The 20697-nt window shown below is 68.1% G+C and carries 15 protein-coding genes; 4 read left to right on the forward strand and 11 right to left on the reverse strand.

The features are described 5' to 3' along the window. Positions 1-18: 18 nt before the first annotated feature. The 7 genes from QC283_RS12045 to QC283_RS12075 all read right to left on the reverse strand — a co-directional run bounded on the left by QC283_RS12045 (position 19) and on the right by QC283_RS12075 (position 8962). Complete coding sequence (locus tag QC283_RS12045) at positions 19-1284, reverse strand: McrC family protein (protein WP_279561434.1); 1266 nt, start codon at positions 1282-1284, stop codon at positions 19-21. Beyond that, entirely contained in the window at positions 1281-3077 is a 1797-nt protein-coding gene (locus QC283_RS12050; RefSeq protein WP_279561435.1) for a DUF4357 domain-containing protein, read from the reverse strand. The genes QC283_RS12045 and QC283_RS12050 overlap by 4 nt, the downstream gene beginning before the upstream one ends. Positions 3078-3154: 77 nt before the next feature. Then, positions 3155-4792, reverse strand: coding sequence for a hypothetical protein (locus QC283_RS12055; protein ID WP_279561436.1), 1638 nt, complete (start codon positions 4790-4792; stop codon positions 3155-3157). Positions 4793-4842: 50 nt separating this feature from the next. After that, the gene (locus tag QC283_RS12060; protein WP_279561437.1) at positions 4843-5220 is read right to left on the reverse strand and encodes a hypothetical protein; all 378 of its coding nucleotides are present in this window, start codon (positions 5218-5220) and stop codon (positions 4843-4845) included. After that, a complete protein-coding gene (locus QC283_RS12065; protein ID WP_279561438.1) occupies positions 5217-7679 on the reverse strand; it encodes an AAA family ATPase in 2463 nt (820 codons plus the stop codon). The genes QC283_RS12060 and QC283_RS12065 overlap by 4 nt, the downstream gene beginning before the upstream one ends. A 177-nt stretch (positions 7680-7856) precedes the next feature. Next, positions 7857-8393 (reverse strand): ATP-binding protein, encoded by a 537-nt coding sequence (locus QC283_RS12070; RefSeq protein ID WP_279561439.1) that lies wholly within the window; start codon positions 8391-8393, stop codon positions 7857-7859. A gap of 128 nt (positions 8394-8521) precedes the next feature. Continuing rightward, a complete protein-coding gene (locus tag QC283_RS12075; protein WP_279561440.1) occupies positions 8522-8962 on the reverse strand; it encodes a hypothetical protein in 441 nt (146 codons plus the stop codon). 22 nt (positions 8963-8984) lie between these two features. Between QC283_RS12075 and QC283_RS12080 the strand changes: the two genes are divergently transcribed. Continuing rightward, entirely contained in the window at positions 8985-9272 is a 288-nt protein-coding gene (locus QC283_RS12080; protein WP_279561441.1) for a beta-Ig-H3/fasciclin, read from the forward strand. A 271-nt stretch (positions 9273-9543) separates the two neighbouring features. On the opposite strand, the gene QC283_RS12085 is transcribed toward QC283_RS12080, so the two are convergent. Continuing rightward, complete coding sequence (locus QC283_RS12085) at positions 9544-9735, reverse strand: hypothetical protein (RefSeq protein WP_279561442.1); 192 nt, start codon at positions 9733-9735, stop codon at positions 9544-9546. 132 nt (positions 9736-9867) lie between these two features. Between QC283_RS12085 and QC283_RS12090 the strand changes: the two genes are divergently transcribed. The 3 genes from QC283_RS12090 (at position 9868) to QC283_RS12100 (ending at position 12207) form a co-directional block, all read left to right on the forward strand. Beyond that, positions 9868-10881, forward strand: a complete 1014-nt coding sequence (locus QC283_RS12090; RefSeq protein WP_279561443.1) for a serine hydrolase — start codon at positions 9868-9870, stop codon at positions 10879-10881. A gap of 280 nt (positions 10882-11161) precedes the next feature. Then, positions 11162-12022 carry a helix-turn-helix domain-containing protein gene (locus tag QC283_RS12095; RefSeq protein WP_279561444.1) on the forward strand — a complete coding sequence of 287 codons (861 nt, stop codon included), beginning with the start codon at positions 11162-11164 and terminating at the stop codon, positions 12020-12022. Beyond that, complete coding sequence (locus tag QC283_RS12100) at positions 12019-12207, forward strand: DUF397 domain-containing protein (RefSeq protein ID WP_279561445.1); 189 nt, start codon at positions 12019-12021, stop codon at positions 12205-12207. Before QC283_RS12095 ends, QC283_RS12100 begins: the two co-directional genes overlap by 4 nt. Positions 12208-12282: 75 nt before the next feature. On the opposite strand, the gene QC283_RS12105 is transcribed toward QC283_RS12100, so the two are convergent. The 3 genes from QC283_RS12105 to QC283_RS12115 form a co-directional block, all read right to left on the reverse strand. Then, positions 12283-13539 (reverse strand): hypothetical protein, encoded by a 1257-nt coding sequence (locus QC283_RS12105; RefSeq protein WP_279561446.1) that lies wholly within the window; start codon positions 13537-13539, stop codon positions 12283-12285. Positions 13540-13677: 138 nt separating this feature from the next. Continuing rightward, positions 13678-17727: an Eco57I restriction-modification methylase domain-containing protein gene (locus tag QC283_RS12110; RefSeq protein WP_279561447.1), complete on the reverse strand. Its 4050-nt coding sequence runs from the start codon at positions 17725-17727 to the stop codon at positions 13678-13680. Then, entirely contained in the window at positions 17727-20693 is a 2967-nt protein-coding gene (locus tag QC283_RS12115) for a DEAD/DEAH box helicase (protein ID WP_279561448.1), read from the reverse strand. Before QC283_RS12115 ends, QC283_RS12110 begins: the two co-directional genes overlap by 1 nt. Positions 20694-20697 lie beyond the last annotated feature (4 nt).

A 20697-nucleotide genomic window follows, 5' to 3' on the forward strand; every position in this document is an offset into this window, starting at 1 on the left:
CGGCCCGGCACCGTCGCCTCAGCCGTCCGCCATCCGCCGCGCGACCTGAGCGATGTCGGCGAGCAGCCCCGCCGGCCCCTGGTCCAGGTCGAGCGCGTGCTGGTGGATCAGGATGCCGGCGTGACGCACCCGGTGGGCGGCGTGCGAGGCGTTGCCCTTCGCGTACACCAGGTGCCCTTCTGGCAGGCCGAGGGCGGTGCAGTACGCGAGCATCTGGTACAGGTCGGCGTCCGGATAGCCGCCCCGCTTCTCGGCCTTGTACTTGGCGTCCGCCACCGCGCACGGGATGCCGTCCGGCCCGTACAGCACGAAGTCAGGACGCATGCGGATGGCCGATGCCTCGTCGAGGTGGTGGCAGTCCTGGAGTCGGGCCACCCGGCCCGCACCCTTCAGGGCCTCACGCAGCGCGACCGTCACGAAGTCCTCGAAGAGCTGGTTCATGTCGAACAGGAACCCGTCGATGCGCAGCCCACCGGGCGCGTGCTCGACGGAGCCACCGCCGAGAAGGACCTCGGCGAGACGCAGGGCGTGCCGGTAGCGGGCGTTGAGACGGGTCGGCTGCCAGCCGGGCATCCGCTGCCCCCGTACGACGGGCGTGACGTCGGCGAGCCGGGCACGCTGGTGCAGCAGCCCACGCCGGACGCCGCGCGGTACGCCGGGCAGTCTCAGCAGGCGTTCGACGGCCGTGCGCAGGACGCGGTTCTCGGCGATGTCGGTGGTGAACTCGTCGTACGCCACCTCCACCGGCAGCATCGCGCCGAACCGCCGCCGGATCTGCTCGGCCTCCCTGATCCGGCCGCGGACGACCAGAGAGCTCTCCTGCACGGCCCGGTAGCCCTGCAGCAGCCCGTGGCGCAGTGCGCGGTCGATCTGCCGCTCCACGGCATGGGCGAGGGCGGGGACCACGTCCCGGTGCCCGGTCACGTCCACTTCCCCGTCCCGCCAGCCGCCCGCGGGGTCGAGGCTGTAGCCGAGCAGGAAGAACAGCCGGGCGATGGGCACCTTGGGGCTCACCCGTACGGTGAACGGTTCCCGCACACCCGGCACGGCGACGTTCACCGCCCCGACCTTGCTGCCGGCACGCACCGTCCAACGGCCGGGCGCGTACGGGTCGGGCGCCGCGTCGACGACGTCGCCGGCGGCCAGCGCCCGCCCCACGCCGTCGGGCAGGGCCAGGCCGGAGGCGGCCGCGTACTCGGCCAGATCGACCCCGGACAGGACCTCCGCTGTCGGCACCTCCACTGCCGCGGGCTCCGAGCGGGCACCGTCTCCGGCGGGCGTCATCCCAGTGACTCTCGCAGCGCGGTCAGCCCGTACCGCGCCTCGATGTCCACGCCCTCGCCGTAGTGGTGTTCCTCCAGCAGCGGCAGGATCTTCGTCCGCCAGGTCCGCTCCAGGCCGCCCTCCCGGAAGACGCCCTTCTTCATCAGATACGAGGGCCCGATGCGGAAGTCGGCGTCGTCGATACGGGAGTTGAGCGCGTCGAGCAGATCGGCGGGCTCCCCCTCCCTGCCCTCCCGTTCCAGCCACCTGCGCAGCAGCCCGCTCGTCGGCTCCGTACGCGGCGACAGCTCCACGAAGGCGAACCGCCGCCGCATGGCCGCGTCGACGAGGGCGATCGAGCGGTCGGCCGTGTTCATCGTCCCGATGACGAACAGGTTGGGCGGCAGCGCGAAGTCGTCCCCGGAGTACGTCAGGCGCACCGATTTGTTCCGGTACTCCAGCAGGAAGTACAGCTCGCCGAAGACCTTGGCCAGATTGGCGCGGTTGATCTCGTCGATGATCAGGAAGTGCGGAACGTGCCGGTTGCCCTCGCGGGAGGCGAGGTCCGCGAGCTCGCGCAGGGGGCCGGCGGTGAGCCGGAAGGCCACTTGTCGCGTCTCCGCGTCCTCCTGCGGCCGGAACCCCTCGAAGAAGTCCTCGTAGGCGTACGACGGATGGAACTGCACCAGCTTGACCTGCTCCGGCCCACCGCCCAGGAACTCGGCGAGCCTCAGCGCGAGGAAGGTCTTGCCGGTGCCGGGAGGACCGTAGAACACCAGCTGCCGCTCGTCGGCCAGCAGGTCACGCACCTCGCGCAGCCATGCCGCGTCGTGCACGAGCAACTCGGCGGCCAGTTCCTCCGTCGGCTCGGGCAGTTCGGGATCGCGGCGGGCGACGATCGCCGGCACCTCCGTGGTCGGGTCCCGGTCCTCCGACTCGGCCTCCTCGGCCAGCTCCTCGTCGCTTCGCCCCAGTCCGTCGACGAGAGGGAGCACCGAGGTGAGGTCCACGACGTCGTGCTGCACCGACAACTTCTGCTGCAGCGCCTCCGGCAACTCGTCGTACGGCACGTCCCGCTGCCAGGTCACCTTCCGGCGCAGGTTGGTGAGCCCGTCCTCGGACTCGACCTGCTCGGCCGCGCTGTCGACGAGACCGACGTGGAGGCGTCCGCCGGAGATGGTGCACACGGTGTCGCCGGTGCGCATCTGCGTGAGGAAGTAGTGCAGTTCGTCGACCATCACCTGCTTCTGACTGTAGGAGGCGCTGGCGTCGTAGCCGTCCTGGACGTACCGGCGCAGGGCACTCTTGGTGGGGTCGTCCGCGCCGACCGGCGGCAGGTGCGTCGCCGCGAGCGTGACCAGCCCGTCGGGCAGCCACAGCCGCCTCACCAGGTCACGCCCCGCCACGTTTGATCCGCGGACCAGCCACGCCTTGCGGGGCGCGCGCCACGAATGCCCCAGGTAGTCGACGAGCGGGAAGTCCTCCTCCGTACGCCACTCGGTCAGGGCGTCCGAGCCGCGCCCGGCCACGATCGACGCGGCGGCCGACGGCGAGTTGCATTCGATGTCCCGCGCCGCCTCCAGGTAGCCGGGCCACTGCTCCGACTCCCGGATGGCGCCCTCCTCGATCAGCGCCTCCCGCTGCGCCGTCGCGTACGGGCCCGCACCCGGCAAGGTCTCCCGCCGCACCGGCGAACCGGCCAGCACCAGGAACCGCGGGCTGCCGTTCATCCCCTTCGAGGGCAGCACACGCCCGCGTGCGTACGGTCCACCGTTCGGCAGCCGCAGCCGGAACTCCGGGTACTCGTCGGCCATGTGCCCCTCACCTGCTGGTCCGATCCTGGCTGGCAGCGTACTGGCAGTCACCGACAGCGGGCTCCGCCTCCGGGTGGTCACGTCAGGGTGTTGGACAGGTGGGGCCCGATGTACCCCACGTAGATACCGTGTTCGACGCAGGCCCCGTCGAAGTAGTGCAGTCGCGGCGCGATCGTGTTGCCGCCGCCGACGCGGACGTGCGCGCCCATGAAGACCTTGCGTATGGAGTCGATGTGCTCCGGCACGGGGAACGTGCGCTGACGACGCCAGCTGGAGTTGGCCTTCACGGACTTGGACTCGTCACGCACTATCTTCCGCGGGGAGATCGTGCGGGCACCACCGGGAGCGTCGGCGCACCACTGCTTGAAGTCACGACCGGCACGACCGGAGGCGGCCGCCTCGGCGAAGTCCCGCAGAGCCAGCAGCGCGTCCCAGGTCATGCGCACCCATGACGACCCGTGCGCCTGTGCGTCGAGTTCGAGAGTCACCTTGCGGGAGCCGGTGAAATGCAGCCGGGGCAGATCGGCGATACGGCGGAGGAGTTCCTCGAAGGACTGCGGTTCGTCGTCCGGCGCGGAGAAGTGGGCGTAGGCGGTGGCGCCGGCGCCCAGATCCACCATCTGCTTTCGCAGAATCTGCAACCGCGCTCGGGAGGTGTGCAGTTCCCGGTACTGGTCGTCGTACTCGGCGATCAGCAGAGTCTCGTTGTCCTCGGCCTTGCGCAGCTCGTGTTTGAGATCGCGGATCTCGTCGGCCCGCACGCGCTGTTCCCGCCCAGCCTCCTCCAGGATCTCGTGCAGGACCTCGTTCTCCACACGCAGTCGTTCCAGCTCGGGTGCGGCCGAGTCGCCCAGCGCGCGGGTCCGCATGACAGGCACGGAGTCGAGTTCGGCGGGCAGCGGCGCCCGGGCGGCCAGTCGCTGGGGCAGATGGGCGATGATCCTGCGGGCCTGGGAGGCTCGCTCGGTGATCAACCGGCGGGACATCACCCGGTGCCGCTGCCCGTCCGCGGGCCAGGCCGGATCGACCCCGGGGAGGTAGGTGCGCACTCCGCCGCCGTACACCTGGTGATACTCCAAAGCGCGATTGAAACGGGGTTCCGCTTCCGGGGACAGAAGGTAGAGGACGGCGAGCCCGGCCAGGGGGCGGACCAAAGGGTCCACCGTGTCCTCCAGCCAGGTGTCGAAGTCGACACCGTACGGCGTGCTCGCCACGACGACCGGCAGCCGCCGGGTCTCGTCGCACAGCTCATCGATGACGGCGTCCACGTCCTCCGCCTCGACCACCTGGGGCTGGGCCGTGACGTCGGCGATGCCGTCGCGCGCGTGGAGGACCCCGAGGAGACTGCGTGCGAGCCGGGGTGTCCTGGCCGGTACGGGCACCACCTCGGGATCGTCCGGAAGGTGTTCGACATCCAACTGGACCCGGGTGGGACCGTCACCTTCCTGACGGATCAGCACGGTGGTCTGCCAGGTTCCGCCGGGCAGCGTCTCGCGCAGGCGCCATCGTCCGTACGCCCCCGAGGTTCCGGTGGCCGAGTCGTGGTCGAGGGTGACGCCGCGGGCTATCTCGTTGCGCCCCTCGGCGAACGCCGCGACGTCGTAGGCCTTCGGGGGCTCCTTGAGCCACAGGCGCAGCTGGCCGTCGACCTTCGCACCCGTGTTGACGTAGTCCAGACCGCTGGCGACGACCATGCGGTAGCGCCGGTTGTCCATGTCGCATTCTCCGTTCCGGGGCCGTTCCGGGGCCGTTCGGGTACGTGGGCTCAGCTGTTCCGCGGGCTCAGGGCCACCAGAAGCCCGTCGACCTCGTGCAGCCGGGCGTGGATCTCCGCCGGGCTCGGGGGCAGCTCGTAGGCGCGGTAGTGGCATGTGGCACTGAGCGCCGCCCAGGTGGCCCGGCACCTGCGTGCGGTGTCGTGGTCCGCGTACCACTCCAGGCAGAGCATCCGGTGCTTGCCGACGCGCGTCATGGACGGGGTGACGCGCAGCCAGTACGCGTCCAGGGCCAGGTCGAGCGCCATGCGGAGCAGTACCGCGGCGGCGCGGGCGCGCAGGCCGGGAGCCAGCGAGTGCACGGTCCCGGGCTCGGGCAGCAGGAGACGGCGGGCGGCGGCCACCAGGGTTTCCGGGGACGTGCTCATCGGGCGCCCCCGGCCTGCTGCGGCCCGGTGCTGCGCCGGATCGCCGTCGCGAGGGCTGTGGTGCGACTCACGAGGTCCTTACGGTCACCGACGTCCGGCAGAGGCGCGTGCGCTCCTGAGTTGAAGGCCTCCACCAGCGCCCAGCCGCCGCCGCAGATCCGTTCGACGGCCTCACGAGCGTGCTGCCGCTCGTCTCCGAGAAGGGCGAAGGACACGTAGGTCTTCGTGCGGTCCAGGGAGGCGATGCGTTCCTCGACGGCCCGCAGGCCCATCCCCCGCTCGTCACGAAGCCTGCGTCGGGCGGTCCCCAGGCAAGCCGCCTCCACCGCCACCCGGCACATGGCCGGCAGCACGTGCTCGGCCACGTCCTGGGGGATGCCCGGGTCGAGGGAGACGGCACGCGCCTCCGCGAGCGCCTGCTCCACCGGGTCGGTGAGAGGCTCCACGCCCACCACTGAGTCGGTCTGCCGGGTGACGCGCAGGACGGTCGCCTTGATGCCGAGGTGAGCGATGGCCTGCTGGAGCCGGGTGTCGTGGGTGAAGACGATCACCTGGCGGTCCTTCGCGCAGGCGTCCAGGACCCGGGCCAGCCCCTCGACCTTGTCGTGATCCATCGACTGCACGGGGTCGTCGATGACGAGGAAGCCGAAGGGGCTGGCCTCATGGGTGGCGCGCGGCAGGAACAGGGAGAGCGCGAGGGAGTGCAACTCACCCTGGCTCATCACGCTGTAGGCAGGGGCGTTCATGTCATCGACGGAGACGCCGAGTTCGACCTTGCCCCGTCCGGGGGTGCCCGCGAGCGTGACGGATCCGAGCATGACACTGCTGTGCTCGCACAGCTTCTGCCACACCTCCTGAGACCGCTGCGCGAAGGGGCGCAGCCGCTCGTCGCGCAGCTCGTCGATGATCGGCCGCAACCAGGTCCGGGCCTTGCGCGCGTGCTTTCGACGGTCGCGCGCCGCCTCGGCGGCCTCGGCCGCGCCCAGCCACTCGGCGAGGCGCACGGCCGTCGGCCGCCAGGCACCGTCGTGCTCCGACAGACGCAGCGCGGCGTCCTCCCGTTCCTGCCGGCACGCGTCGTCCAATACGGTCGCGGCTTGCTCGACGCGGTCCGCGAGTTCCCTGGGATGCGTGATGTCCCGGCACTGCGCCCATTCCTGCCAGAGGGACGCGAGCGGGGACGTCTCACCACGCAGCCACACCGGAACCGGCTGTACGAGGTCGTGGACGGCCCGCACCGCGACCGTCCCGGCCTTACGGGCGCCCTCGGCCGCCACGGCCTCCCTCTGGAGCCGCTCGACCTCCGCACGGGCCTGCTCGGCCCACGCCCGGTCGAGCCGGTCCTCCGTGCCGCAGACCGGGCAGTTCGCGCTCCCGGACCGGCGCTGGTGCTCCAGCGCCGACTCCAGCAACCGGGCCAGGCGGCGCGCCTCCTCGGCGTCGCCGTACCGCGCCTCCTCAGCGGCGGCGGCCGCGGCCCGCAGCCGGGCCACCGCCCCGCCGACTTCCCGCAGATCCGGCCCGGCAAGGCTCGCGTGCTGCCGCAGCCGGTTCAGCTCGGCCTCCGCGGCGGGAGCACGGCTCTCCAGCAGCGCCCGCACCCGGCCGAGGTCGGGCCTGGCGCCCGACAGCGCCTGCGCGGCCTCGCGAGCCCTGGGGTCGTCCAGCGCGGTCAGCTCGTCACGCAACGGCGCGGTAAGTGAGTCCGCGTGCTTGATGGTCTTGTCGCACTCACTCGCGGCGGCCTTGACCCGGCCGTCGAACTCGGCGAGCAGTTCGAGGCCGAGCAGCTTGAAGAAGGCGTCATGCAGACTGCCGAGCGTGCCGTTGATCATCGAACCTAGCTCGCTGTACGGCAGGAAGGGGCGCGCCAGGTCCAGCGCCTCCACGTCGACGACCTCCGCCGGCTTCCGCTCCGAACCGTCCGCAGCCTCCGCCCTGACCCGCGCTTCGTCGAGCTTGTTGCCGTGCCACGTCTGCCGCACGGTCACGGTCTCGCCCCGCTCTCCGACCGCCAACTCGACGCCGACCTCAGGTGTGACGTCGGGACTGTGCAGGTTGCGCCAGCCCTTCTGCCAGTCGCCGGCTCGTCGCTCTTCCCAGCGGGAGTTGCGCCCCGTCAGCGCGGTCTCCGCCGCTTCGGCGAAGCTGGACTTGCCCGAGCCGTTCGGCCCGGCGACGACCACCAGGCCGGGTCCGGGCGGCAGTTCGAGAGTGGTCCGGGGCCCGATCCCACGCCAGCCGGCCGCGGTGATGGACCGGAGCTGGATGGGTTCGGCCCGCCCTCCGTTCTTCTTCCCGGCCCGCTCTTCCGGCAGAAGCTCCCGCAGCAGCGCGTGGGCTTCCGGCTCGAGCCCGGCATGACTCAGGCGAGTGAGCAGGAGGCTGCGCAGTGAGTCGGGGCTCTCGGCCGCTGACTCGATACCGGGGTCGGGCGAAGTGTGCGGCTGCTCGGGCACGTTCTGCTCCTTGAGGCATGGCTGCATGGCACCAGCACTGGCAGAGAGCTGCCGTGTTGGCGGTCTGAGCATGCCTGAAGCCTGTTAACGGAGTCAACGTGCTTTATGGGTGCGAGTTATTCGAATTTGTGAACGACGTTCGAGTGTCTGCCTCTTGGTGCCGGCCCGCGAAGGCCTTCAGGCTTGACGTGGACGGCCGGCTTCCTCCAGCCATGGGACGGTCGTCCGCATGGCTGTGTCGTCATGGCCGGTGACGGCAGGCGGCACGGTGCTCGCCGGCTGGTGGGACAGTTCGGCCCATACGGTCTTGCCGCCTGGTGGATACGGTTCCGTGCCCCAGCGGTCGGCCAGCGCGGTGACGATGAGCAGGCCGCGGCCCGACTCGCTGTCCAGCGGTGTGACGAAGTCCGTCACGGGGGACGGGAGTCGGTCCCCGCGGGCGTCTGTCGCGGCGATGCGGAGGACGCCGGTGGCCAGGTCGTGGGTGAGGGAGAGACGGAAGTCGCGTCCCTGGACCCGGCCGTGCAGCGCCGCGTTGGCCGCGAGCTCCGCCACGATCTGCTCCGCGCGGTCGGTGACGTAGGGAGAGGCCTGCCAGGTGCGCAACTGCTCGTAGGCGAGCAGCCGGGCAAGACGAGCACCGCGACGCGTGGACGAGAACTGCTGCGTGAACGTCCGCACGGCGGCGGAAGGCTGGGGCGTGGTTGCGCTCATGGTGCCACGGTGACGGCCGTGCGACCGCGCGTTCCAGAGGGTGACCCCGTACGTGGGGTCACCGTACGCTCACTTTCTGTGCATGGTACGTGGGTCGGACATCACGCTGGGTGCGCACCGGGTTGAGGTCACGGGCCCGCCCTGAGGATCTCGGGCTCCAGGGTGAACTCGTTGTGCAACACGCGGGCCAGTTCCGTGGTGCCGGTAGCCGTGATCAGCGCGTTGAGGTCGTGGATGCGTGATCGCGCGGTCTTCTCGGCGGACCCCTTGGCTCCGTCCGTGATCACGGCCACGCGCCGGGCGATCCGATGCCCGCTCTCGACGTCCTGCTTCAACAGGACACGCATGTACGGCAGGAAGTCGACGCCGTCGATGGGTACGAGCGCCGTTCCGTGGAACCGCTGGACGCCTTCGCCGGTGAGGGTGAGCCGGGCGAACTCGGGCAGCAGCGAGGTAACCGGAAGATCCCCAAGAAGGTGCCCACCATGTGAGATGACGCCTAAGTGGAGCCCGGAGTGGGCACTGTAGCTCTCGACCGAGGAAGCAACGTTCGTTCCAGGGGGACTCATGTCTTCTCGCAGGAAACTCGCCATGGTCGTCGCCACGGCAGCAGCAGTCGGGGGCAGCCTCGCTCTCTCCGCTCCGGCCGCTCACGCTGCGGCAGCCGGCACCGCGCCCGCGTGTATCGGTCGGTACGTGACCGGCACGCCCAGCGGCTTCGACGTGAACCTCTCCAACAACTGTGGCAAATCGATGCGGGTGAAGGTGATCGTGAACAACGCCGGCGACAGCCCGTGTTACACGATTGCGAACAATTCGAGCAAGCTGTACATCTACGAGGGTGTCTTCGGCACGTACGACCGCACAGTCACCTGCTGAGGCAGAGGGAGTGCAGGCGGTTCAACAGGCACCTGACCGCTGACCCAACCTTCTGAACTCAAGACGCGCCAGAGCCCCGCGCGTTGCTCGGCGGGCTCTGGCACACCCGGTACGTTGAGCTGCTGCGGCGAGGAACGCCTGAGCGAGGTCCCCCCTTGCGGATCTTGTCCGTCTTGTGCAGCAGCTCGCTCAGTTCCTCCGCCTGCCCGTCGGGGGAGTCGTCACCCACGGTCTTCCAGTGCTGGGTCCACGCCTGAGGCCGTTGTTCCCGTCAAGCCTCGACGAGCAGGCTGCGGTTCGGCCCGCCCGCCCTGAGGATCTCGGGCTTCAGGGTGAACTCGTTGTGGAACACGCGGGCCAGGCCAGCGGAGCCCGTAGCCGCCATCAACGCCTTGGGCTTGTTGATTCGTGCTCGCGCGGTCTTTTCGGCGGCCCCCTTGTCTCCGTCCGTGATCACGGCCACGCGCCGGGCGGCGGGTCTTCTACAACCGGCTCCGGATGTTGACCGTCGATGGCACCCGGGAGGCGGTGTTCACCGCCCTGATGGCCCGAGCACATAATAATCTCGAACTTTGATTCGATTATCATCTCACCCGTGAATGCGAACCCACCTGCTCGACGACGCGGCCGCTCCCGCCGGGAGCAACGACGTCGCCGCAGGGCCAGACGACGCCGCATGACGTGGGCCGTGACGTCGGCCGTGCTCCTGATCGGCGGCGCCACGATCTATGCCATCACCGGGAGCGACTCAGGTGAGTCGCCCGCACCTGACCAGGCGAAGGCTCCGTCCTCATCGGCCGTCTCGGCCCGGGCGCAGGCGGGCGAGGCGCCTGCGGACGCAACGAAACCGCTGCCATCGCCCACCCTGGCGCAGAAGCCGTTCGATCTCGAACCGGCTCTGGCCCCCGTGACCGCGCTCTTCGGCGACAACCGGATGTCCGTGGCCATGCTGGACGTCAACAGCGGTGCCATGGCGACGTACGGACACGACGCCTTCGACACCGCCAGCATCGTGAAGGTGAACATCCTGGCGGCCCTGCTGCTCCAGGCCCAGGACCAGAACCGGAGTTTGAGCGCCGAGGAGCGCGCCCAGTCCGCTGCCATGATCCAGAAGAGCGACAACGACTCCACCAGTGCCCTGTGGACCCGGATAGGCAGTGCCCCCGGGCTCGACGCTGCCAACGAACGGCTCGGTCTGTCCCAGACACAGGGCGGTGAAGGGACCGTCTGGGGCATCACTCAAACCACAGCGGAAGATCAGATCCGCCTGCTCCACTGCGTGTTCGGCGACAAGTCACCCCTGAGCGAGGCGTCGCGTGCCTACATCCGGGATCTGATGCGGCACGTCGTTGGAAGCCAGACCTGGGGCGTGTCCGCAGCGGCCGACTCGGGCAGGACCGCGCTGAAGAACGGGTGGCTCAAGCGGAGCCAGACCAAGAAATGGGACGTCAACAGCATCGGTCGGATACAGCATGAGGGCCGCGTCTACCTGATGGCGGTACTTCTCAACGGCTGCAGCACCCAGGAGGTCGGCATCAGCATCGTGGAGCAGGCGTCGCGCGCGTCCGCGGCGGCGTTCTCCCGGAAACTGGAGGAGAAGTCCACCTGAGGTTCCCCGCATCTCGGGGGAACCTCGCACGAGGGCGTCGGTGGCCTGGGAACACGCCAGCTGGACAGGTAGACATTCAGGTGATGCGTCCTCCAGCCCATGGCCGGCACACTGCGGCCTGATCTCCGAAGAGGGCATGACGTACTCCATCAACCGACCCAGTCCGTACGCCGTGTCATCGTACGGACACGTTCGGTGGACTGTACGAATTTCTTCCGGCCACTCTGGGCGTTCTCAGGGAGCGGGACCTGGCGTGTGAGCACCTGGAGGTGGGCCTCGAATGACGACTGATCATGTTGAGCCGGCGGTGCCGGGCGGAGAGTGTGAGCGGGAGCCGGATCCGTCGGACAGCCTGCGGACGTTCGGGGCGGTGGTTCAGGCGCTGCGGGAGCACGCGGGGCTGAGCAGGGTGCAGTTCGGGGAGCTGGTGCGGTTTTCCAAGCACACGGTGGAGTCGGTGGAGTTGGGGCGCCGGATGCCCGACGAGTCGTTCGTGGAGCGGGCGGAGGAGGCACTGGGGAACACGGGGGCGTTGCGGCACTCGGCGCGGTTTCTGACGCGGGGGGAGGCGGGGCTGGCGGTGTGGTTCCGGCGGTGGGCGAAGCTGGAGCGGGTGGCGGTGAGCCTGTGTACCTATGAGTGCCGGTTGGTGCCGGGGCTGTTGCAGTCGGAGGGGTACGCACGGGCGCTCTTTGAGAACCGGATCCCGCTGTTGACGGACGAGCAATTGGAGGCCCAGGTTGCAGCGAGGATGGAGCGGCAACGGACGCTGTACGAACGTCCGACCGTTCCCTTCCACTTCATCGTGGAGGAAGCGGTCTTGCGACGCAGGCTGGGTGGGGCCGACGTGCGACATGAGCAGTTGAACCACGTTCTGGAGCACACATTGTCTCGCAACGTCACCTTGCAAATCATGCCGCTGGAAGCCGAGTACCACTCGTGCATGGATGGGCCTCTACGCCTGCTGGAGACCCCGGAGGGGCGTCGACTTGCGTACTCAGAGGGCCAGGAGAGCGGACGACTGATCGGTGACCCGAAAGAGGTGAGAGTCCTCCAGCAGCGCTATGACACACTGCGGTCGCAGGCCCTGCGCCCCAAAGATTCCCGGGCCTTGTTGGAGCGACTGCGAGGAGAGACATGAGCACGACGGAACTCGCCTGGTTCAAGTCAAGCTATAGCGGTAGCTCGGGCGACGACTGTGTGGAGGTCGCCGTCACGGAGCAGACCGTCCATGTCCGGGACTCCAAGGACGTGTCGCGCCTGCCGTTCACCGTGGGGCGCGAGGGCTGGGCACGCTTCGTGGGCTTCGCGTCGGCACGGAGCTGACGAAGGCCGGCCGTGGGGTGGGTGGTTCATGGCCCGCCCCACGGCCGGGCTGCTCCCATGGCTGATGGTTGGCGCTCACTCGGGCTTCCCGGCTGCGCCTGCCTCTTCCTCCCCGCGTCGACGGCGTGCTCGCTCGGCGATCCCGCTCGAGATCTTGCCCTTCACCGAACTAGCCCGGTCGAGGGTCTCGTTGCGGAGGCTTCTGGCGGTATTGACGCCCTTGGCTCCGGTTTCGAGTGCCTTGTCCCTCGCCTCGGCGGCCGCCTCCACCCATCGTCTCGCCTCTGATGACTGACCACCGGGCTCAATCCCGAGCCGGGTGTGGAAGACGTGTACGCCCGTGGCGACGTGATTGCTCGACTGGACCAGATCCGGTGACTTGGACGGGTGCAGTAGCACCTTCGCGTTGGCTGTGTCGGCGGCCTCATTCATCCGGATCAGCAGACGTTCGGTGCACCGAGAGATGTGTTTCAGACGGTCCTGCCGGGCAGTTTTCAGTCCGAGGCGGTGCCCGTCCAGTTCCTCTGGAGAAGAGTCCAGCACCCGGTCGAGTTCGAGTACGGCGATCGCGTCCTGCAGTTGGAAGCAGCGAGCCAGAACGGCGAGCCACTCCCGTACCTTGGGCTCGATTTCCTTGACCACTGTGGCCAAATCGCCGATCTTGGACTTGCGTTCCATCTTCTCCGCGAGGGCCTCGAGTTGACGCAGTGCGTATGCCTGGGTCTCTCCGACCGTCGTCGGTGCGTTCTGCACCTTCGACCACGTAACCTCGTCGACCCTGCCCCTCATTTCCCGGATCGTCATGGACTCCTCGATGACGAAGCCAACTCCGATCATGCGGGCGTACACAGCGTCCTTCTGTGCGCGCAGAATATCGTCGACCTTCTCGTCGATCGTGGCGAGATAGTCGGTGATCTCGTCCATGGTCTGTTGCATCGACAGCTGCGCCATGATCCCTGCTGCACTAGACAGACGTGCAGGGTTGGTCAGGAACGAGCCGGCCCCCTTCTCGATCTGCAGCCATGACTTGATTGAGCCAGGCTTCCCCACCATCGCATGGGTGACGCCTGGCGTCTTGCCTTCCATCAGCCCGAACTTTTTGACACGCTCTGCGGACTCTTTGGTCAGCTTCACCCAGCGGCCGGTGTTGGCGGCAATGTCCGAACCTGCCTGCGCGGCTGTAGACCCGGTACCGAAGACGGACTTGAGCCGTTGCAGTCCGAGGTCCTTCGACGGCAGTCCCTCTGAGGTGAGGAAGCGGTCGACATCCACTGCATTCCCTATGACTGCCAGTCCATCACCGTCACTGATCAGCTGAATCTGGTTGTCCATGGCCCGCTCCTGAAGTGGATTCTCGCAGTTGAAAGTAGTCGGGGTGCGCGCGGCTATCGCCAGCCAGTGACCGTTGTCCAAATCTCGCGGGTGTCTCCGCCGGAATGCGACCTCGTCACCCTTGGGGTGCAAGCGCGGTCAGGCCGGGTGGCGGGGGCCGTGGCCGGGGGGCGGGGCGAGGGTGGAGGTGTAGTTCTCGCCGTCGACGAGGGGGGTCTCTAGAGAGAGACCGGCGGCGGCCATACGGTCGTACTCGGTGAGGATCAGTTCCTTGGTGCGGTACGTGCCGTATTTGGCCTCTTCCTTGCGGCGGACGATAGGGAAGGTGTCGAGGATGTAGTCGACGTCTTCGCGGGAGATCCCGTAGAGGTGGAAGAAGAGGGCGTCGAGTTCGGCGCGGATTCCTTGTCGACGAGTCTCGTCCCACCGGAAGGGCGTTCCGGCGTCGCCCTTCTCGCGCGCGAACCCCTGCATATCGTAAGCGCTGTATGCAAGTTCAAGTACTCGCGGATTAACGAAGGGGGCGTGGCGTTCGGCCTGCGACGGCAGCAATGTGGGCAACTGTGCAAAGATGAAGAAGTTCAAATTCACTCCTCCCAACTTCTGCCGAGCAACATAGTCGAAAATGAAGGAGGACAGTTGGGCGTAGAGAACCGATACATGCTTGGTGATCCGGGGGAGAATGACATTCGCTGAATCCGCCACCCCCCCTCGTGGGGCGAGAAAGGCGATTACGCTCCGTTCGTCCAAGGAGCTAGTGATCTTCCTGAATCCCATGACCCACTCGTTTCTCCACCCCTTCTCGGTCAACTTGGCGTCAACCGATGCCTCGGGAATCCAGTAGCGAGGTTCTGTGAAGTAGGTGGGAGTGTCTAGTTGACCGATTAGAGGAGTGGGAAGTGAGCGTACGCCTTTTCCTGCTTGTATTTCAGTGAGGGCGTAGTCGCCGAACCTGTGGTTGTACTGATGTAGCATTTTTGCTTCGTACAGAGGGAGCATTCTCTTGGTGTCGGCGATAAGGGTATTCTTTTCGCTTTGCCACCCTTCTTCGCGTAGCTCACCACCCTTCCTGAAAAGGTGAGAATCGGTGTTAGTCATGAACATAAGCTGGAAGTCGAGATGCCAAGCGTTTCCGTGGTTGGTGCGCTCGCGAATCAGTACCGGGAGTCGCTTGTAAACTTCAATTGTGATTCGCGCGTCGCGTGAACTCTTGAAGATCGGGCATGTGCCGGTGTTGGGATTGACGAGTTGGATTTCCTCTGGGGTGATCTGGACGCGTCGACTTGCATCACCAAGGTCTGAGACAGACTCCAGTCGGAAAGCAAGGTCGAGGGGTTGGCCGTGGGGCGCCGATCGGGAGACTAGCAAGCAGAACCTATTGCCTTGAGCGCCTGCGACGTCGCCGAAGAATCCGGTGTTCCGGAAATCGTACAGCGAGACCAGCGATTTCCTATTGATCAGCTCATTGAAGTAGTGCTGATTGAATGAGTCGGTGGCGATGCCGGTTGGGATAATTTGACCTACGGTGCCTTCCGGGCTCGCCAACCTTCGGGCAAGCTCGGAAAATAGAGAGTATGTGTTGAGGCGGCCATATGCGGTGAGTGGGAAATGTCCAGAGGAGTGAACGAAGTGCTTGAAGCCATCGTTGATTCGCTGCTCGTTCGCAAAATCCGCGTGCAGTTCCGGGTCTTCACTGGCCAGATTCTTGATTATGCGGTTCCGGGCGGCCATCGTCGGGGCTTCTGTGATGTCTGCTCGCGTCGCCGCAAAAAACTCTCTTGCGTCAACCTGGACTTGGTCCCACGGAGGATTTCCCAGCACACAATCGAACCCTCCCACCCATCCAGTAGACGTTTCTGCCCCTGTGCCCGACTCTGGCACGGAAAATACGTCAGGAAACTCCAGGTGCCAATGGAAGAAGGTGTACTGGCCCTTTAGGTAGCCGATTTGATCGTGAGTGGACTGAGGTGCCGCGCCGGTCGCCGGGTCTTGTAGGTTTTGGAAGAGCTCCTCCGTGACCGCCAGTGGAGCACTGGGCCTCTTCGGCCACACGAACGCCGCGCACCAAGCGTCAGCCACATGCAGGGCGTGGACGTACTCGGCCGACCGAGACCAATCGTGGTAGGCGGCCTCCTGGCGGCGGACTTCGGCCAAGGTGCCGGACTCGGCTGTGGTGATGCGGCGCAGCTGGAAGGCGAAGCGGGTGTTGGCTACCTTCGTCTCTGTTGCCAGATCAAATAGTCCGCGCTGGCCGCCGCGCTCCTGCCGATTTTGCCTTTCCAGCGCCCTGGCGAACTTCTTGTCGTCACCCTCGATCGGCTTGAACGCTCTGTCAGGGACGCCATCCCTCAGCAGGGCAGGCGTTGCGCCCACCAAGGCATTGCCGTGCTTGATATGCGCGTCCAAGAAATTCAGCGGCTTGCCCGGCTCTAGCGCCTCTAGCCACAAGGACACCTTGGCCAAGTCCACGGCCATGAGATTGAGGTCGACGCCGTAGATGCAGCGGGCAACGACCTCGTGTAGGGCGTGGCGGACCGCGTCCAGCGTGGGCTCGGGGTTGCGCTCACGAACGGCAGCGACCTGCTTGGCAATCCGTCGGGCCGCCGCCACCAGAAAGTGTCCGGAGCCGCACGCCGGGTCGCAGACCGTCAGGGACAGCAGCTCGTTCACGATTGCGTCCGCCGGATCTGCTGCGCCTGACCGCGCAGCCGCCTCTTCGCCGCGCTTCACAGCCTGCCCTATCACCGGGTCCAGGCTGGAGTTCAGCAGGCACTCGATGAGCGACGACGGGGTGTAATAGCTACCCGTCGTCTTGCGGGTGTTGCCGGAAACCTCGATGAGCGTGAAGGTGCGGTCGGCCGCGCTGTACTTCGGCTCCAGCTCCAGCAGCGACTCGTACACCGACCCCAGCTCCTCAGCGTCGAGGTGCCGGTAGTCCACTGCCCGCCAGCGGCCCGAGCTGCCGTCCCGGACCTGAGAGAGGTGCCGTACGGCCGTCAGCAGCGCCTCGTTGGAGAGCTTCAGGTCGTGCAGCGGGGCGTCCGTGTCCGTTTCGTTGAACAGGCCACCGAGCCCGGGGAGGGCCAGTTCGGGGCGGCCCTCTTCTTCGCCGAGGGCCGTCAGGACGATCCGCAGGGCCTCGTACAGATCACCGTGGGCCGTTCCGCGTCGTTTCCGGGCGTGGGCGCGGAGCCGGGCCGACGAGAAGTAGTTCTCGTACCGCTCGCGCGCGATGCCGTCAGCACCCGGCGACAGCAGCGCGTCCCGGTCCTCCGCCACGAAGACGAACAGGAGCCGGTACACCAGGCGCAGCAGCGCCTTCTGCAAGGGCTTCGGGCGGACGTCCTCGCGTAGCGAGCCGTTCTCCGCGTGCCGCAGGAAACCCGTGCCCAGTGCTGTGATCGCCTCCTGCACACCCTTCCGCAACTGGGCCAGTGCACGCGTACCGGACGCAATAGCCTCCGTGCGCCACTTCTCGAGCCAGCACGAAGAGGGCGGAGACGCCTCCGCCACCTCGAACCGCGACACATGCAGCAGCCGGTACAGCAGCACGAACTCGCTGAACAGCTCGCCGTCGAAGATCGCCTCAAGGTCGAACTCGACGTACGACGCCGTGGCCAGGGCGCTGGAGTCGCGCAGCAGCCGCACCTGACGCCCGTTCGTCAGGACGCCCCACAGGTGGGCCTCCGTCCGGTTCAGGCACTCCTGGAGCATCGACTGGGGCGGGACCGTGCCCGCGCCGCCGGGGCGCTTGTCGAGCTCGGCGTTCCATGCCGTCTGGTGGATCAGGGCGTGGCCCGAGCGGTGGGAGACCGGGAACTTCTTCTCCGTGTCCGAGTCGGCCGTGATGCCCGCCGGGCCGACCGGTGTCAGCCGACCGAAGCCCAGCTCCTGCCAGAGCGGCGCGAGCCAGTCGGTGTCGGCGCGGCCGGTCGGGTCGGTGGCCGGGACGCCCGTCTCCGGGTTCTCGGGCAGGTGCTTGCGCAGGTCGCGCCAGAGGGGTTTCAGGTACTCCCAGCTGCGCTCGGCCTCGTCCCGGACCGAGCGTGACGACGGCATGCCGTAGTCGGCGGGCTTGGAGCCGGGGACGTCCTTGCCCTCGGAGATGCGGACCAGCATGTCGGCCGGCAGCAGCCCGCCGACGGTGTGGACGGCGGTGAACACCTGGTTGCGAGTGGTGGCGGACATCAGGCGGACACTCCAGCGGAAGCAGAGGCGGGGGAGAGGGCGGCGGGCAGGTAGACGTAGGTGCCGAGGATGTCGGCGGGCTTCTGGGCCGTGACCGACAGGCCCCGGACGATCTCGCCGGAGGCGGTCCGTACCCGGCGGTGCGACGCGTCCAGCTCGGCGGCCAGTTCGTCGCCGTACGACTCCAGGTACGGCGTCACGTCACCCAGTTGGTCCAGGATGCGGGTCATCGTGCGTTCCCCGGACGCCGCCGCCGTGTTCTCCGTGGCCCGCACGTCCAGCAGTTCCACCGCCCGCTCCTGCGGCAGCCACACCGCGTTTCTCGGTGCGCCTTCGAAGGCCAGCAGGCGGGCGTCCTCCGCCACCACCTGCTTCTCGCCGTTCCGTGACGGCAGGGTCAGGTGGAAGCGGAACCGTACGAGCAGCAGCGTCGTGCGGGTCGTCACCGCGTCCGTCGTCACCACCCCGCAGCGGCGGGCCGGGCGGGCGCCGTCCGCCTGGGTGTCCAGGGCCGCGTTCAGTACGTGCGAGGCCAGCGCGCCCACCACCGGGTCCGTGCGGACCAGCGCCGCCTCGCCTCGGGTGACCGCTGAGGTCGAGCGGAACGGGATCGGGCGGTCCCGATCGACCGCCTCCGCGCCGATGACCGGGGACAACGCGTCCTGCAAGCCCTTCGGCGTGCCCCCGACCTGCGCCATGAAGTCCGCGTCGGAGGCGGTGGAGTCGCCGGAGTCGCGCAGCACCGCTCCCAGCGCGTTCAGCGACTCCCGTACGAACGTGTCGATCTCGCCCGCGCCGCCCAGTGCCTCCCGCACGGCGGCGACCTCGCGGGCCACCTCCTCCGGGTGGATCGAGCGTTGCGCGAAGCGGGACCGGGACGCCTTCTCCCGGTCGGCGGCCGAGTTCCAGTCCTTGTCCAGGTCGGCGAAGCTCTGCTGGAAGGAGTCCGACTCGAAGAGCGCCTCCTGCTCGCCCTGCCGGCCGCGCAGCAGCAGCCACTCCACGATCGCGTCCGTCACGCCGGTCGACATCTCGTCGGGGACGGAGACCGAGATGCCGAGGTCCTTCTTGATCTGGCGGTGCTTCTTGATCAGCACCTCCAGGACCTTGCCGTCGATGCCGTTGTCCTCGCCGTACAGCGTGATGACGCGGACCTCGTCACGCTTCTGGCCGTAGCGGTCGACGCGGCCCTCGCGCTGGTCGTGGCGGGTCGGGTTCCAGGCCAGGTCGTAGTGGAGGACGGCGTCGAAGTGGTGCTGGAGGTTGACGCCCTCGGAGAGGCAGTCGGTGGCGATCAGGACGCGGCGGGCGGCGGCGTCCTGGCCGGCCTCCGCCGCCAACTCCTCGATGCGTTGGATGCGCTGCTGCGGCGAGAGGGTGCCGGTGACCGCCTTCACGACCGTCTTCGCGCCGAGCGGGCCGCGCTTCTTCGTCTCCGGGTCGTTGGCGAGCTGCTCCGCCAGGTATTCGGCGGTGGGGATGTAGCGGCAGAAGACGATGGGGTTGTGGCCGTCCGCCAGGAGGGACTTCAGGTGCTTGATGAGCGCCTTCAGCTTCAGGTCCTGTGCCGGGCCCTCCAACGTCGTCGCGCGTGCGGCGAGGTCGGCGAGGCGTGAGCCCGCGTTCTCCTCCGTCTCCGCGCCGGGGGCCACGTCCATGCCCTCCAGGGCGTCGCTGTCCGCCGAGTCGCTGGTCAGCGGGGCGCCCAGGCGGTCCGCCTCCTCCGCGGACGCGGCCACGGCCGCGGCGGAACGGGTGCGCAGGGTCTGTGCCGCCGCCCTCGGCGACGACACCAGTGAGCGGAGCAGGGCGATCGCCGACCACCAGGCGATACGGGCCTCGCGCCGGCCCTGGCCATCCGCCTCCTCCACGCGCTCACTCGCATAGGTGATCGCGTCGTCCAGCAGGGCCCGGTACTCGGGGGAGAGCTTGTACGTCTCGTCCTTGAAGTAGCGGTCGGACGGGAAGGCCGTGCGCTCGGCGAGGGAGTCGTCGGCCAGGCCGTCCTCCTTGGTGAGGTACTGGCGTACGTCCGCCCGCTTGCGGGCCACGAAGTGCTGGGAGAGGAGCTTGCGGCCGGACTGCGAGTCCAGGTCGACGTGGGCGAGGTCCGGCTTGACCAGGCCCAGCAGGTTCCGGAACGCCGACTCCTTGCCGCTGTGCGGGGTCGCCGTCACCAGGAGCAGGTGCCGCTCCGTGTCCTCGGCGACGCGGCGCAGCAGCTCGTAGCGGAGCTGGTTCTGCGTGCTCACCTTCGTGTCGTCGGCGGCCACGCACGTGTGAGCCTCGTCGACGATCACCAGGTCGGGGCAGTGGCGTACGAAGTCGTCGCGGTGGCGGGTGGACTTGATGAAGTCCGTCGACACGATCACGTGCGGATACCTGTCGAACAGCGACTGGCCCAGGTCCAGGCCGCGCTCCAGGCGCGAGACCGTCGAGGACAGGACCAGCTCCGCGTCGATGCCGAACTTCGTGCGCAGCTCCTGCTGCCACTGCTCGGCCAGCGCGGGGGAGCAGAGGATCGCCAGGCCCTTCGCCTCGCCCTGGGCGAGCAGCTCGCTCGCGACCAGGCCCGCCTCGATGGTCTTGCCGATGCCGACGTCGTCGGAGATCAGCATGCGGACCGTCTTCTGGCGCAGGGCCATCAGGAGCGGTACGAGCTGGTAGGCGCGCGGCTCGACCGCGATCCCGGCGAGGGAGCGGAACGGGCCCGCGCCCGAGCGGAAGCCGACGCGCAGCGCGGTGCGCAGCAGGCCGGCCGCCCGCTGGTCGCCGAGGTCGCCGGGCTCCGGGGGCGCGAATTCCGCGCCCTGGACCGTCTCGAAGGCCGGGAAGACGGCGGCGATGTCGTCGTCCGAGCCGCCCAGCGGGCGCAGCACCAGCAGGTCGGGCTCGCTCTCGGGGAGTACGACCCATTCCCGGCCGCGTGCGGTGACCAGGGAGCCTGCGGAGTACGTGAGTGCCATGTCA

The organism is Streptomyces sp. DH41 (assembly GCF_029813785.1).
In the GTDB taxonomy this organism is placed as follows: Bacteria; Actinomycetota; Actinomycetes; order Streptomycetales; family Streptomycetaceae; genus Streptomyces.

Bases quoted from the DNA above. Each gene is read 5' to 3' on its own strand.
- QC283_RS12115 (WP_279561448.1), bottom strand. From the start codon at position 20,693: ATGGCACTCACGTACTCCGCAGGCTCCCTGGTCACCGCACGCGGCCGG.
- QC283_RS12095 (WP_279561444.1), top strand. From the start codon at position 11,162: ATGACGACTGATCATGTTGAGCCGGCGGTGCCGGGCGGAGAGTGTGAG.
- QC283_RS12055 (WP_279561436.1), bottom strand. From the start codon at position 4,792: ATGGACAACCGGCGCTACCGCATGGTCGTCGCCAGCGGTCTGGACTAC.
- QC283_RS12075 (WP_279561440.1), bottom strand. From the start codon at position 8,962: ATGAGTCCCCCTGGAACGAACGTTGCTTCCTCGGTCGAGAGCTACAGT.
- QC283_RS12105 (WP_279561446.1), bottom strand. From the start codon at position 13,539: ATGGACAACCAGATTCAGCTGATCAGTGACGGTGATGGACTGGCAGTC.
- QC283_RS12070 (WP_279561439.1), bottom strand. From the start codon at position 8,393: ATGAGCGCAACCACGCCCCAGCCTTCCGCCGCCGTGCGGACGTTCACG.
- QC283_RS12045 (WP_279561434.1), bottom strand. From the start codon at position 1,284: ATGACGCCCGCCGGAGACGGTGCCCGCTCGGAGCCCGCGGCAGTGGAG.
- QC283_RS12080 (WP_279561441.1), top strand. From the start codon at position 8,985: ATGGTCGTCGCCACGGCAGCAGCAGTCGGGGGCAGCCTCGCTCTCTCC.
- QC283_RS12060 (WP_279561437.1), bottom strand. From the start codon at position 5,220: ATGAGCACGTCCCCGGAAACCCTGGTGGCCGCCGCCCGCCGTCTCCTG.
- QC283_RS12110 (WP_279561447.1), bottom strand. From the start codon at position 17,727: ATGTCCGCCACCACTCGCAACCAGGTGTTCACCGCCGTCCACACCGTC.
- QC283_RS12050 (WP_279561435.1), bottom strand. From the start codon at position 3,077: ATGGCCGACGAGTACCCGGAGTTCCGGCTGCGGCTGCCGAACGGTGGA.
- QC283_RS12100 (WP_279561445.1), top strand. From the start codon at position 12,019: ATGAGCACGACGGAACTCGCCTGGTTCAAGTCAAGCTATAGCGGTAGC.